The sequence below is a fragment of the Megalodesulfovibrio paquesii genome (genome assembly GCF_054653055.1).
Window position 1 is genome coordinate 176,654 of record NZ_BAAIGQ010000001.1, and the last position, 13,873, is coordinate 190,526.

The 13,873-nt window shown below is 63.1% G+C and carries 11 protein-coding genes; 3 read left to right on the forward strand and 8 right to left on the reverse strand.

Annotated features, from left to right (window positions below; genetic code table 11):
- Positions 1–25: 25 nt before the first annotated feature.
- Positions 26–1,279: an ExeA family protein gene (locus tag ACYQ00_RS00810; protein ID WP_460030333.1), complete on the forward strand. Its 1,254-nt coding sequence runs from the start codon at positions 26–28 to the stop codon at positions 1,277–1,279.
- Between the two features lie 82 nt (positions 1,280–1,361).
- Here the strand turns inward: ACYQ00_RS00810 and ACYQ00_RS00815 are convergent, their stop codons facing one another.
- Positions 1,362–1,841, reverse strand: coding sequence for an MORN repeat-containing protein (locus ACYQ00_RS00815; protein ID WP_460030334.1), 480 nt, complete (start codon positions 1,839–1,841; stop codon positions 1,362–1,364).
- Positions 1,842–2,160: 319 nt separating this feature from the next.
- On the opposite strand from ACYQ00_RS00815, the gene ACYQ00_RS00820 reads away from it, so the two are divergent.
- Complete coding sequence (locus ACYQ00_RS00820) at positions 2,161–3,015, forward strand: zinc metalloprotease HtpX (RefSeq protein ID WP_460030335.1); 855 nt, start codon at positions 2,161–2,163, stop codon at positions 3,013–3,015.
- Here the strand turns inward: ACYQ00_RS00820 and ACYQ00_RS00825 are convergent.
- Positions 3,012–3,227, reverse strand: a complete 216-nt coding sequence (locus ACYQ00_RS00825; protein ID WP_460030336.1) for a hypothetical protein — start codon at positions 3,225–3,227, stop codon at positions 3,012–3,014. The genes ACYQ00_RS00820 and ACYQ00_RS00825 overlap by 4 nt on opposite strands.
- Before the next feature lie 202 nt (positions 3,228–3,429).
- On the opposite strand from ACYQ00_RS00825, the gene ACYQ00_RS00830 reads away from it, so the two are divergent.
- The gene (locus ACYQ00_RS00830; RefSeq protein WP_460030337.1) at positions 3,430–4,059 is read left to right on the forward strand and encodes an FMN-dependent NADH-azoreductase; all 630 of its coding nucleotides are present in this window, start codon (positions 3,430–3,432) and stop codon (positions 4,057–4,059) included.
- A gap of 81 nt (positions 4,060–4,140) precedes the next feature.
- Here ACYQ00_RS00830 and ACYQ00_RS00835 read toward each other — a convergent pair whose 3' ends face one another.
- The 6 genes from ACYQ00_RS00835 to ACYQ00_RS00860 all read right to left on the reverse strand — a co-directional run bounded on the left by ACYQ00_RS00835 (position 4,141) and on the right by ACYQ00_RS00860 (position 13,840).
- Positions 4,141–4,575, reverse strand: a complete 435-nt coding sequence (locus tag ACYQ00_RS00835; protein ID WP_460030338.1) for a chemotaxis protein CheD — start codon at positions 4,573–4,575, stop codon at positions 4,141–4,143.
- A gap of 56 nt (positions 4,576–4,631) precedes the next feature.
- Positions 4,632–5,012 (reverse strand): STAS domain-containing protein, encoded by a 381-nt coding sequence (locus tag ACYQ00_RS00840; RefSeq protein ID WP_460030339.1) that lies wholly within the window; start codon positions 5,010–5,012, stop codon positions 4,632–4,634.
- Between the two features lie 62 nt (positions 5,013–5,074).
- On the reverse strand, positions 5,075–8,335 hold the full coding sequence (locus ACYQ00_RS00845) for a response regulator (protein WP_460030340.1): 3,261 nt from the start codon (positions 8,333–8,335) through the stop codon (positions 5,075–5,077).
- Between the two features lie 112 nt (positions 8,336–8,447).
- Entirely contained in the window at positions 8,448–9,653 is a 1,206-nt protein-coding gene (gene cheB, locus ACYQ00_RS00850; RefSeq protein ID WP_460030341.1) for a chemotaxis-specific protein-glutamate methyltransferase CheB, read from the reverse strand.
- 29 nt (positions 9,654–9,682) lie between these two features.
- Positions 9,683–12,070 (reverse strand): hybrid sensor histidine kinase/response regulator, encoded by a 2,388-nt coding sequence (locus ACYQ00_RS00855; RefSeq protein WP_460030342.1) that lies wholly within the window; start codon positions 12,068–12,070, stop codon positions 9,683–9,685.
- Between the two features lie 18 nt (positions 12,071–12,088).
- Positions 12,089–13,840 carry a methyl-accepting chemotaxis protein gene (locus ACYQ00_RS00860; RefSeq protein WP_460030343.1) on the reverse strand — a complete coding sequence of 584 codons (1,752 nt, stop codon included), beginning with the start codon at positions 13,838–13,840 and terminating at the stop codon, positions 12,089–12,091.
- Between the last annotated feature and the right edge of the window lie 33 nt (positions 13,841–13,873).

The following is a 13,873-nucleotide window of genomic DNA, read 5'->3' on the forward strand; positions in this document are numbered from 1 at the left end:
TGCGGCAACCGGCTGGAGGGAGCAAATGTATACCACGCACTTTGGCCTGAAAAACCTTCCGTTTGAGAACTCCCCGGATCCCGACTTTTTCTTCAACCACGGCCGACATGCGGAAGTTCTCGATCTCATGAAGGATTTTCTTGCGGCTCACCGCGGGCTGCTGGTGGTGGCCGGGCCCATCGGCACCGGCAAGACCACCCTCAGCCAGATGCTGGTGCGCAAGCTGCCAGAACACATCAAGCTCATCTGGCTGGTGGAGCCCCCCTCCACCGCGCGGGATTTCGTGCTCTTTGTGGCGCATGAGCTGGGCATCCCCTTTTCGCACGAAAAGCGGTTGTTCATTATCCGCGATCTGGTGAACCGCCTCGTGGAACTGCGCGCCCAGGGGAAAAGAACATTGATTATTGTGGATGAAGCACACCTCATGACCCCGGAAGTACTGGAAGGGGTGCGCATCATGAACAATTTCGAGCAGGGTGCGGACAAGCTGGTCCACATGCTGCTCATCGGCCAGGACGAGTTGCTGGCGACCCTGGAAGCGCCTGCCATGCGTCCCTTGCGGCAGCGCATTTCCACTATCATCAACCTCGGCCAGATGACCCCACCCATGGTCCGGGCCTATGTGGAGCACCGGCTGGAACTGGCCGGCGGCAGCAAGGACCTGTTCACCCCCCTGGCCCTGGACACCGTGGCCCATGTTTCCAGTGGCGCGCCCAGGCTGGTGAACACCCTGTGCAACATCGCCCTGCGCAATGCTTTCATCAGGCGGGCCACCACGGTGGATTACGAGGAAGTGTTCCGCGCTGCCGAGGAGCTGGGCCTGGGCACAGAGGCCCTGCATCACCTGATCAACGTGTCCGGTGCGGAACAGCTGGAAGCCCTGAAGGAAGTGGATCTGGAAGCCTGGGCTTCGCGTATCCGTGCCGAAGTGGCCCTGGAAGTCCGGCAAAGTGGCGCGCCTTCTTCCGCGGAAAACGCGTCAGGCCCGGCGCCTGCCACCTCTGCGAAGGACCAGCCCAAGGAACGAGCCCCCGCAGCGGGCAAGCCCACCGCGCGCACCAGGATTGCCGTGCCGGCAAGACCGGCGGCCTCTCCGCAGGTGGAATCCGCATCCAGATCATCCGGCCATCGCCGCGGATGGCTGACTCCGCTGTTTCTGCTGGCCGCATCCCTGGCCACCCTGCTGGCAAGCCTGCATTTCTATGGTCCGCAGCTGGGGCTGGATGTGCACAGCATGCTGCTCCGGCTGCGGCAGATGATTGAACAGCTCCTCTCCTGACCCAGTGTTCCATACGACAACGAGCCAGCTGCACTTCAAGCGCGGCTGGCTCGTTGTCAATTTTGAGGCTGATCCAGGCTGTTCAGTAAATGCCCGGAGATCTGTCGGTCTGGCGTTTGCGATTGGTGTCCCGCCGGCCGCCCCGGGTTTCGCCATACTTTTCCTGCATGGCCTGTTCCCGCAGGGCGTTCATCCGTTTGTTATACTTGAGTTCGCCCTTGCTCCAGACCTGATGGTAGCGATCCCCGTTGGGGCCGATCCGCACCGCCACTCCATCCTTGAGCCCGTTGCGAAACTCGCCAATAAACAACGCGCCATCCTCCAGCTGCACCACGCCCCGGCCGTTCATGCAATCGCCCTCCCGGCAGTTTCCTTCGAGATACGGGTCCACATCATACTTTAACCCGTTGTATTCCTGCCTGAAGTGCTCGCGCTGCTGGGCCACGGCAATCGGAGCGCCACAGAAAACACCTGCAGCCAGAACCAGCAAAAGAAAAAGCGGAAGACAAGTGCATTGCATCCGGTGCGGGTGATACATCAGAGGGAAATACTGGTTGGGCATGTGGGCCTCCTCACGGTACGCAGCGGATGCGGCAGATGGCAACACGCCAAGCCTGCCTTGCAGCAGTACAACATACATAATACTGTGTATCAGCTTTGCATACCTGCGTGAAAACTGCAAGCCATTCCGCGGGCAGGGTGAACAGTCCCGCACCATGGCCGGCAGATCCCCAAATGCTGAGGTGCGGCAATTTCGTACCATGGCGGCAGGTTACAATGTGGTAATCCCGGTTGGAGCACCTTGCCAGCCTGGCAGGCTGTGTTACCTGAACAGTGATTCATCGCACTGCACTTCATCAAGACAGGAGGTCTTGCTTCGCATGGCGAACCAACTTAAAACCATTTTGCTGCTGGGGCTGCTCACGGGGCTGATTCTGTTCATCGGTGGCGCCCTGGGTGGCCGAGGCGGCCTGATGATCGCCTTTGTCTTCGCCCTGGCCATGAACGTCGGCAGCTACTGGTTTTCCGACAAGCTGGTCCTGCGCATGTACCGGGCGCGGGAGGTTTCTCCCAGCGAGGCACCGGGCCTGCATCAGATGGTGGCCGAACTTGCCCGGGAAGCAGGTATTCCCAAGCCCCGCGTGTGTGTGGTCCCCGAGGAAACGCCCAACGCCTTCGCCACAGGAAGAAACCCGGCCAATGGCGTTGTGGCCGTGACCGAAGGCATCGTCAGCCTGCTTTCGCGAGATGAACTCAAGGCCGTGCTGGCCCATGAGATCGGGCACATCAGGAATCGGGATATTCTGGTGCAGACTGTGGCCGGCGTGCTGGCCTCGGTGGTCATGATGCTGGCGAACATGGCCCAGTGGGCGGCCATTTTTGGAGGATTTGGATCCAGCGATGACGAGGACCGCCCCAGCCCCATCGTCGGCTTGTTGCTGGCGTTCATCGCCCCGGTGGCAGCCTCGCTGATCCAGATGGCCATCTCCCGCTCCCGGGAATACCTGGCCGACAGCACGGGCGCCGAGCTTTCGCATGATCCGCTGGCCCTGGCCAGGGCCCTGGAAAAACTGGCGGCCTACAATGCCCGGGGCCGCATGCACCTGGGCAGCGAGGCCACGGCGCATATGTTCATCGTCAACCCGTTCACCGCCTCGCGGCTGGCCTCGCTCTTCAGCACGCACCCGCCCATGGAAGAGCGCGTGCGCCGGCTCCGGGCCATGGCCGGCCGTTAAAAGCGGGGGGCAGGCATTGTTGCGCAGGCCAGGGTGTCGGACCAGATCTTGCTGACACCCTCCTGCTGCGCCTGTGGCGCGCCCTCAGCCCCCTGGCTGATGCGGGCAATGTTCTCTGAGTACTTCCACCCGGCCCAGAACAGCGTGGCCGCCATGACCAAGGCACCCAGAAACAGGGGAACAGGACGAAGGGGAGCAGTTTCGATTCGCATGGCAGCACTCCTGGTGGTGTCGAAGGTGTGACGGTTTTCCCCGTCGCACACGGCTTCCTTAGCATCCTGCAAAGATCATGCTTCTCGATTTGCTGCTGTTTTTTGCAGGGCGCAGCCTGCTTTTCGCCAGGGCTGGGATTTTCTTTATCCCTGTGCTATGATGAGTTCCTGTTTCACCCATCATCCTGCAGGAGCTAGCAACATGGCGTCGTTACTGTATCTGCAAGCCTCCCCGCGCAAGGAGCGCTCCTATTCCACCCAGGTGGCCGACATGTTTGTGGACGCCTGGCGCGCCGCAAACCCTGGCGCGACCGTGACCGTCAAAAATCTGTTTGATGCGGAGTTGCTTCCCTTTGACGGGCACGCCCTGAACGCCCGCTACCACGCCCGGCAGCCAGAATTGCTGACCGCCGACGAACGCGAAGCCTGGGCCAGGGTTTCCTGCGTGGCCGACGAGTTCAAGGCGGCAGACCGCATCGTCATCGCCACCCCCATGTGGAACTTTTCCATTCCGTACCGTTTCAAGCAGTACCTGGATCTGCTCTGCCAGCCGGGCCTGACCTTCACCGTCACCCCCGAAGGGCAGTACCAGGGCCTGGCCACGGGCAAGAAGGCCCTGTGCGTGTTTGCCCGCGGCGGAGCCTATCCGGCAGGCACCCCGGCCGAAGCCTACGACTTTCAGAGCAAATATGTGTTGTTCATCCTGGGATTCATCGGGGTGACGGACGTGACCAGCCTGTTTGTGGAACCCACCCTGGCCGGCAAGGACATTGCCGAAGCCTCCCGCGATGCAGCAATGACCGCAGCGCGCGAACTGGTGGCGGCCTTCTGAGTGATGGCCTGATCGCAAGAACCTGATCACATGAGGGCGGGCGCATCGGCGACACGGCCAATGCGCCCGCCCTGCATCACGTCAGAGCTTTTTGACCCACGCACCGCCGGTGTGGCTCAAAAACAAGAGCTTGCGGCCCTGCTTGCCTCCCACATCCTGCGCGGCGAGGGTCAGGCCGTGCCTGGCCACCAGCTTGCGGGCCATCGCCACATTCCGCGCCCCGATCTGTATGGTGGAGCGAGCCTGGGGACCTGCGTCCCGGTTCATGATCTCTCCGCCGCCAAAGAGCTTGACCTCCACGCAGTCCAACTCCGCCCCGCCCTTGGCCAGATGTGACAGCAATCGCTCCACGGCATCGTCCACGAACTTGCACGGGGCTTCGCGGTCATTGGGATAATCCGCCCTGGTGGGGAGAAAGGCGTGGGCCATGCCCCCGATCTGGCTGACAGGATCAAACATGGTAATGGCCACGCAGGAGCCCAGTACCGTGCTGATGAGCGTGGGGCTGCGGGCCACATGGCACTGCTTCGGGTCCAGATATAAGAGCGGAAAATGCGCAGCCAGCTGATGTCTCACAGCAAGTCCGCGTCCATTGCGGCAGCAGCGGCGTCCACTGCATTCGAGGATGCCTGCAGACGCTGCACAAGGATGTGCTGATCCAGACGCATGGAATGCAGAATATTGAAGACATCGTCCTGAACATTCCGGAGCATCAGCCCGCCGTCAGCCTGCCGCAGGGCAACGGCAACACCAATGAGCATCGAAAGCCCTATGGAATCCAGATCCCGCACCTGCCGCATGTCCAACACGAGCTGCGTGGTGCCGGATTCCAGCGCCTGACTGATGCGCTGCCGCAACATCGGCACTGCGGCAGCCACCACACTCTCTTCCAGAACAAGGCAACATTCCATATGCACGTCCAGTTCGCCGGACAGTATTCCCAGGCGCTTCACCCCGCGCTTCCTGGCCCCCTGGACAAGAAACGCGGGACAAACTCCACCTCAGGACGGCGTGTTCATGGGAGTGGCAATTTCGCCAGCATGTCGCGCATGGCCTGTTGCAACAGCTCCAGTTGCAGCACCAGTTCCTGCAGTGCCTCGGATGTGCCGGCGTCGTCTTTTTGTTTGGCGGCCAGTTCCAGTTGCAGGGCCGCCAGCCGGGCGGCCTCGGCATCCACCGTGGCCGCCGCACCTTTGAGGGAATGCGCCTGCTTTTGCAGTGCCGCGAAATCCCCCTGCGCGTGGGTGGTCTGGAATTTGGCAATGCGTGTTTGCAAGTCGTCAAGAAAAGTCTTGTACAACAGTGCAAGAAACTCGTCGTCCCCATGAATGCGGGCCAACGTGGCCGCAACATTCAGCACCAGGGGTTGTTCTCCTTGCGGAGCCTGTTCCCTGGGAGCATTTGTATCCATAGCATCCTCCCCCTTTGCCGGGGCATGGCGAAGTGAAGGAATCTTGTGTTCGTGCCCCGAAAGAATGCCCTCCCCAGGTGAGGCTGCAGTACCATGCTTTTGCAGCGCTCCGTCTCTCGATGCATCCAGAAACCGACCATCACCAGCCCGTCGCAATGATATTCTTTCCAATATATTGAGAAGCTGTAGTCTGTCCAGGGGTTTTGCCAAATAGTCATCCATTCCTGCTTCGATAAACCGCTCCCGGTCGCCGCGCATGACGTGGGCCGTCAAGGCGATGACGGGCAGGTTTCTGTCAAAGCCCGGACGATCGGCAAACGCCCCCTTGCCGGCGCGAATCCGGCGGGTGGCTTCCAGGCCATCCATGATGGGCATCTGGATGTCCATGAGAATGCAGTCAAAGTCGTACTTTTCCAGCAGACGCAAGGCTTCGGCCCCATTGGCGGCCGTGGCCACGGTGTGGCCCTGGCGTTCAATGAGTCGTGCGGCCAGGAGACTGTTGACCATGTGGTCCTCGGCCAGGAGCACGGCCAGGCGGCGGGAGGGAGGCCGTTCCTCCCGGGAACTCCTGGCCTTCCCGGCCATGGCCGCGGCAAATTCCTCAAGCTGGTCAACTTCTTCCAGGGTGACCGCGGCATGTCTCCCTGCCGCATCCTGCCCGCTGCGAGTGGCGGGCAGGTTCGCCGTGTCTGCCTCGCGTACCAGCACCCGGGCGGAGAACCGGCTGCCCTGCCCCTCCCGGCTTTGGACCGAAATGTCGCCACCCATGAGCAGGGCCAGCTGCCGGCTGATGGTCAGCCCCAATCCCACGCCCTGATGATTTTTGGTCAGCGACGCATCCACCTGGGAGAAGGGGCGGAACAGTTTGTTCAGCATGGATTCCGGAATGCCGATGCCCGTATCCTCCACTTCCAGAATCAGGGCCAGGGAGTCGGAAAGGCCCTCTTCAGACGAGGGGGCTTCTGCCGGCTCGCAGCGCACCCGCAGTAACACGCGCCCGGCCGGAGTGAACTTGAGGGCATTGCCGACCAGATTGAACAAAATCTGGCGGAGCCGGACCGGGTCGCCCACCAGATGGGAGGGCAGCTCCGGCGCGGCAGTCACCTCCAGCGAAAGCCCCTTGGTGCGCGCAGACAACTCGAAGGCCTGACGTACCATTTCCAGCAGTTCCGAGAGGTTGAACGGTGCCTCCCGTATCTCCAGCATGCCGGCTTCAATCTTCGACAAGTCCAGAATATCATTCAGCAACACCAGCAGCCCCTGGGCGGACTGCCGGAGCAGTCCCATGTACCCGCGCTGCTCCATGTCCAGGGAACCGGCAAGCACCAGATCGGCCATGCCGATGACGCCGCTTAACGGGGTGCGAATTTCATGACTCATGTTCGAAAGAAATTCGCTTTTGGCCAGGGCGGCCCGTTCGGCAAGCTCCTTGGCCTGGGTCAGCTCCTCTTCCATGCGTTTGCGCTGTGAGACATCGCGCATGGAGCAGAGCACGCCGCCCGGCTTGCCAGAACCGTCCAGCATGGGCGCGCGCAGCAGCTGTACCCAGCGCGGCGGCTGGCCTTCGGCTGCGGCGGGCAGTTCCAGATCCTCCACGTCCTCATCTGATGGGGCTGCGCCGGCCCGGGCCATGGCCCGTTCATCCGCGGCCTCCAACAACAGCGCCATGGGAAGCGGGAAGATCTCACGATCGGTCCTGCCGATGATCTCCTCGCTGGGCTTGCCCACCATGTCGCAAAAGGATTTGTTGGCCACACGATAGACGAGCTGCTGGTCCTTGAGGGCGATGCCATCGGGCGTGTTGGCCAGAATGGTTTCCATCAGGGAGCGCTGGGCCTGCATTTCGTGCTGGGCGCTCTTGATATCCGTGATGTCCGTCAGGGAGATGACGGCGCCGCCCTGGTCCCAGGCCATGGGCGCGGCGCGCAGCAGGGTCCAGGCACGGCCGGACAGGCCGGGCGCCAGGCAGGCGACCTCCCGGGACACCGAGGCCAGCTGCCCCTGGAGCAAGTGCTGCATTTCCTCGGTCAGGCTGCGGGATTCACGACACATGAGGCAAGATTTGGCTAACGTACTGTCGCCTGCGTCTCCCGCCTCGGCAGCGGTGGCCGAGGAATCCAATTCGGACCACCGCTCCAGGACGTTGACGCCCTGCCGGCCCAGAATGGCGCACCAGCCGGCCTCGCAACAGGAACGATCCGGATTGACATTGGAGGCCAGCACCCGGCCTTCCTTGTCCAGCACGGCAAGATCGGCAGGCAGGGAGCGCAGAATTTCCCGCAGCAGCATCTCCTGCTGCCGCAGGGTGCTGTAGGCCATGTCCAGCTTGCGGGTCTGGGCCATGGCACTTTCGTAGGTGGACAGCAGAAGGGAAAAGAGCCGGTTCGGATTCGCCGGCACGTCCAGCTCGCGCCCTTCAAAGCAGGGAGGTGCCTGTGTGCTGGCGTTTTCCAGGAGTCGGGCGATCTGATCCAGCAGGTGCTCATCATCATATGGTTTGGTGACGATGGCGTCGGCCCCGCATTCCATGCCCTGGACGATGTCTTTAGGGTCGCGCAAGGTGGTCAGGAGGAGCACCGGCAGCCTGGCGGTGGCCGGATGCTGACGCAGGGCCTTGGTCAGCTGGTAGCCATCCAGCCAGGGCATGAGGATATCCGTGACCACGATGGAGGGAGGATGCGGCGCCTCCCGGTCCAGGGCCAGGGCGAGTGCCTGTTCGCCATCGCTGGCCTGCAGCACGGTGTACCCGGCGTCTTCAAGAAGAAACTGCAGTTTGAGCGCCTGGGTGGGGCTGTCTTCTGCCAGCAGGACAACGGGCGCCGGGCATTGCGTTGATCCTGATGCTGATGTGGAGTGTGTGTTCATTCTCTGCGGCTCATCGGTTGCGTGCCACTCGGGGGAGAACATGCCGCGGGGTGGCGCCATGGCATGGCTGGCTGGCAAGTCTGGCTGGCAGCAGCAGGCAAGTCACTGCGCGCTACCGCCCCAACGTCAGCCAGTTCAGAAAGCCGGGAATTTCCTGTAGCGGAAGCACCTTCTGCACGGCACCCAGCTTGACGGCCTGGGCGGGCATGCCAAAGACGATACAGCTGCCCTCGTCCTGGGCAATGGTCATGGCCCCGGCAATTTTCAGTTCCTTCAGGCCGACAGCGCCGTCGCGTCCCATGCCGGTCAGCAGCACTCCAATGGCGCGTTTGCCAAACAGCGATGCACACGAGCGGAACAGTCTGTTCACGGCTGGTTTGACGCTCTCCTCCGGCGCGGTGTCTTCAAGCGCCACGGTCATGGCTCGTGAAATCACCATGTGCCGGGTATCCGGAGCAAAATACACCACCCCCTGACGCAGCGGCATGCCTGCCTGGGCAATGCGCACCGGCAGGGCGGAGGTCTGATTCAGCCAGTTGACCAGCCCTGGCAAAAATCCCGGGGCAATGTGCTGCACCACCAACACGGGCAGGGGAAACCCAGGATCCAGCCTGGAGAGCAATTGCTCCAGCGCCTGGGGACCGCCGGTGGAGGCGCCGATGCACAGCACATCGAAATAGTGGGCGGGCGGAGGCTCCTGCCGACCTGATTCGGACAGCACAGACTGGCCGGAGATGCCGGCGGAAACGCCGCCGGGGACATGGGCAGGCCTTTGGGCGGGCGTACGGGCGGGCGGGCGGACGTCTCGTCCTTTCGTCCCCCCGCGTGTGCTGCGCCGCAAACGCCGCACCACCCGCACCTCGCTCATGAGCTGCACAGTTTCCACCAGATGGGCCACGGAGGCAGCGTATTCCGCCTCCCCCAGCCGCGGTTTCTGCAGCAGGGTCAGCGCGCCGGCGTCCAGGGCCATGAACAGGGAGGTCGCCTCCTGGGGATTGAGCACGGCGCTCACCAGTACAATGGGCGTGGGGCATTCCTCCATGATGTGCCGGGTGGCTTCCAGGCCGTCCATGTCCGGCATCTGGAAATCCATGGTCACCACATCGGGGTGCAGGGCCTTGACCTGGGCCACGGCCTGCACGCCGCTGGCCGCCTGGCCCACCACGGTCATGCGGCCGTGCTGTTCCAGCATGTCGGACAGGGCTTGGCGCACACAGGCGGAATCGTCCACCACAAGCACGCGAACGGGCGGCGTTTCTGCAGAAGAACCGCGTCCAGATGTGGAGTCGCCCCGAGGGGCCGGTGAAGCCGATATCATCACCCACCATCCTTTAAGCAAAGGATCAATCAACCGGCCGGCAGCAGCCTGGCCAAGGTCTGCAGGAGATCGCTCTGATCAAACCGGCTTTTCACGATATAGGCATCCGCCCCGGCCTGCATGCCGGCCTCCTGATGGGCAGGATCGGCCAGGGAGGTCACCAGCACCACAGGCAGGGCGGCCAGCTGGGCATCAGCGCGAAGCTGGCGCACCAGTTCAAAGCCGTCCATGCGCGGCATTTCCACATCGCTTACCAATGCGTCCACAGCCTCTGGCGTGCCGGCAGCGTCCTGCCGTCTGGCTGCGCTGTGCAGGCGTTCCAGGGCCTCCTGGCCATCCACGGCGGTGAGCACCACATACCCTGCTGTTTCCAGAACATTTTTCAGCAGCATGCGGGAGGTGATGGAGTCTTCCGCCACCATGATCCGCCGCGGCCGGCGCGGACGGGCCGGGTCGGCCATGGCACCCGGCCGGCCGGGTATCCTGGCTGGCCGGCGTCCCACGGCAACCCCTTCCCTGGCCATGCGGCGCAGGTCGATCATGTTCAGCACGGGCGCCAGGGCGCCATCGCCCATGAGCACCACGCCCCGCACCCCGCGCAAACCGGCCAGCTGGGGGCCCAGTCCGCGCAAGGTGACGTCGGTTTCCCCGATGATGGCATCAACCATCAAGCCCATGGCATCGGCGCCATGGCTCACGGCCGAACCGGCGGCGCGGGCATCTGCATCTTCACCCACAATGAGCACGGGCCGGCGCTCCTCGGCCAGGGTGCGCCCTTCCCGCTGGGCCGTCTCCTGCTCCAGTCCCAGCAGTCTGGCCATGGACGCCACATGAATGAAGGCCCCATCAAGCACCAGCATGCCACTGCAGGCAGCGCAGGAGGTGGAGCTTCCGGTCTCTGTCGTGGCCTCTCCCAGGGCGCGTGGCGCCTGGACCACCCGGAGCACCTCGCTTTTGCGAACCACAAAACGCCGCCCGCCACTCATGATGACGAGCCCCTCAAAGCGCATCAGGGTCAGGGGCAGATGCAGGGAGACCACGCTGCCCCGACCACGGGTGGACCGCAACTGGGCCGATCCGCCCACCCGGGCCAGTTTGCTCTGGACAATATCCATGCCCAGGCCACGGCCGGATATGCTGTCCACATGATCCCTGGTGCTGAACTCCGGCCGCCAGATAAGCTCCAGCAGGGAGGATTCATCCAGTTGGGCAGCTTCTTCCGCCGAAAAAATCCCGTGCTGCACGGCCTTGCGACGGATGGCCTCGAAATCCACCCCCCGGCCGTCGTCGGAAATGACGATGCGGGTACGGTCGCCGCCAAGGACCTCTATGCGGATGTCGATGCGCCCTTGGGCCGGCTTGCCGGCAGCCAGTCGCGCTTCCGGCGTTTCGATGCCATGATCCACGGCGTTGCGCAGCAGATGCAAAAACGCATCCCCAAGCTGTTCCAGGATACGGCGGTCAATGGAGGCATCTGCCCCCTGCACCACCAGCTGCACCTGCTTGCCCTGTGATGCGGCAATTTCCCGCACCATGCGCGGGTAGGCCTCCAGCAAGGCATTCCAGGGCAGCAGCAAGGTCTGGGTGATGGATTCCAGCAACTCGTCCACCACCGCGGCAATGGTCCGCTGATGCACCGTCAGGGCCTTGGTCAGGGATTCGCTCTCCCGGACCAGATGCTCCAGCGTTGCCTGATGGCCTGTCCCCTCCGCCGCGCGCAGGCAGCCGCCGAGATCTTCCCGCAAGGAGCGCGCCACCGCCGTGTGCAGGCTGGCAGCACTCTTGGAGGTGAGCAGGCCCTCCACCTGGCCCAGCAGCGCTTCCAGGGCGGCGGTGGGCAGCCGGACGGTGGCGGTATCCAGAGAACCCAGGGGTTGCGGCGGGGAGGCAAGAGAAGGCGGACCGACCAGCTCGGGCCCCGAGGCGGAGCAGCTGTCTGGCGCCTCTGCGCTCGCAGGCGGGGGGACGGCAAATGCGCCCACCACAGAAACAGCTGAATTTTCTGGAGATTCTAACCGCCCCAAAAAGGTCTTCACCATGGCCACGGACGGACCGGCGGCTTCGCTGGCCGCTGCGGCAACAATGCTGCGAATGAGCACCACGGCCTCGCGCAGCTGCTGCAACAGCGGATATTCCAGCACCGCCTCATCACGTTTGATGCGCCACAGCGCCGACTCCAGCCCCTGGCACAGGGACTCCAGCGCAGGCAACTCCACCGTGCGCCCGGCTCCCTTGAGGCTGTGCAACTCCCGGTACATGGCCTCCAGACGCGGCCGGGCCTCGGGATGCTGACGATAATCCGAAAGGGTCAGGGCATCGTCCAGCACGTCCAGAGCCGCCTCCAGGGAGGCGATGCGTTCCGCGGCTTCCGCCTGAAACGCAGCCCTGAGTTTTTGAAAAAACCGTGCCTCGTCCATGCCGGTGGGTTCCGGTCCCTAAATCTTGTACTTGGCCAGCAGCGAGGTCATCTGCTCGGCCAGGGTTCCGAGATCGTGCAGGGACTGGTCCAGCTGCCGGGCGCTTTCCACATTCTGGTCCGAGGCCAGGCGGATGCTCTCCATGGCTTGTGCCACCTGCTCCATGCCGGCGAGTTCTTCCTGGCTGGAGGCGGCAATCTGCGCCGCAGCCTGGGCGTCCTTGCTGGCCACGTCCACCAGCCCCTGGATGGCCTGCGCGGCCTGGGAAACCTGGGTCTCCCCGCGGGCCACAGCCTTGCCGCCTTCCTCGGTGCTGAGCACGGCGGACGTGGTGGCCTTACGGATTTCTTCCAGAATGGCGCGGATTTCTGCCGTGGACTGCTTGGACTGCTCGGCCAGGCTGCGAATCTCCCGAGCCACCACGGCAAAGCCGCGGCCTTCCTCGCCCGCGCGCGAGGCCTCTATGGACGCGTTCACAGCCAGCACGTTGGACTGGTCGGCCAGGTCATTCACGGCAAGGATGATATCGCCAATGCGCTGGCTTTTTTCGGAAAGCACGATGATTCCCTGGGCGATGGAATCCATCTTTTCCCGAATCTGGAACATGGCCTGGAACACGGCGTCCGTGGCTGTTTTGCCTTCCAGGGCCACGCGGACGGCGTCTTTGGAGCGTTCGGAAACGCCCCTGGCTTTCTGGTGGGTCAGGGCGGCCGTCTGGCGGACCTCCTCCACCGTGGCCGTGGTTTCGCTCATGGCTGCGGCGGTTTCCGCAGCGCTGGAGGAAAGCTCTGCCGTGGTGACAGAAATCTGGTTGATGGATGCGCCAAGGGTGCTCATGGCCTGCTGAATCTGACTGGCGAGCTCCCTCAGCTTGCCGTTCATGGTTTTGAGGCTGTTGCCGAACTCGTCCTGCGCGGAACGGATGGGGATTTCATGCCGCAAATCCCCGGAGGCAATGCTTTCCATGACCTTGGCCATGTGCTGCAAGGAGCCAATCATCCGCTGAAACGACTGGGCCAGAAGCCCCAGTTCGTCCTTGCGGGTCATGTCGCCCACCTCGGGGTGCAGGTGGCCCAGGGAGATGGCATCGGCGGCGGTCACCACGCGGGTGAGCGGGCCGGCAATGCTCTTGCCGATGCCAATGGCCATGATCACGCCAAGCACCACGGCAATCAGCGCACCATATTGCATCAGCCAGAGATCCTGCTGGGCTTCCTTCTCCACCTGCTGCCGCACGGAGTGGGAAATGCCCATCACCTGTCCTTCCAGGGCCTTGAGGCCACCCCTGAATTTTTCGAGGGAGACGAGGGTCTGACTCAGAAAAATCTCGCGCGCCCGGGGCAAGCCAGCCTCGCCTTCCCTGGCATACAGTTCCTGCATCTCGATGAGGGATTCATGCACCGCGCGGTGCGGGCCTTCCAGAGCCAGCAGGGCCGGCCCCAGTTCCGGATGATCCGCTTCGAGGGTTTTGCGGTCCGGGCCGTAATACCACTTGCCGAATTCGCACAGGGTGTGATCAGTCTGCGCCTGCACCGTGTCCAGCCGTCCCAGGATGAGGCCCTGATTCACCTCGGCGGACCAGGCCATGTGGGTCGCTTCCACGGCCTTGAGCGCATACACATCCGCAGCGGAATCAATGGCGTCGTGCATGCCGGACAACACCTCCTCGGTGCTGCGCACGGCCCTGAAGCCCAAAAGCACCAGCAGCAAAAGCACCAGGCCGAAGCCCAGGGCAAGTTTGGAGCCGATGGACAGATTTTTCCAATGCATGCAAGCTCTCCTCGCTGCGGACAAGCCGAATTG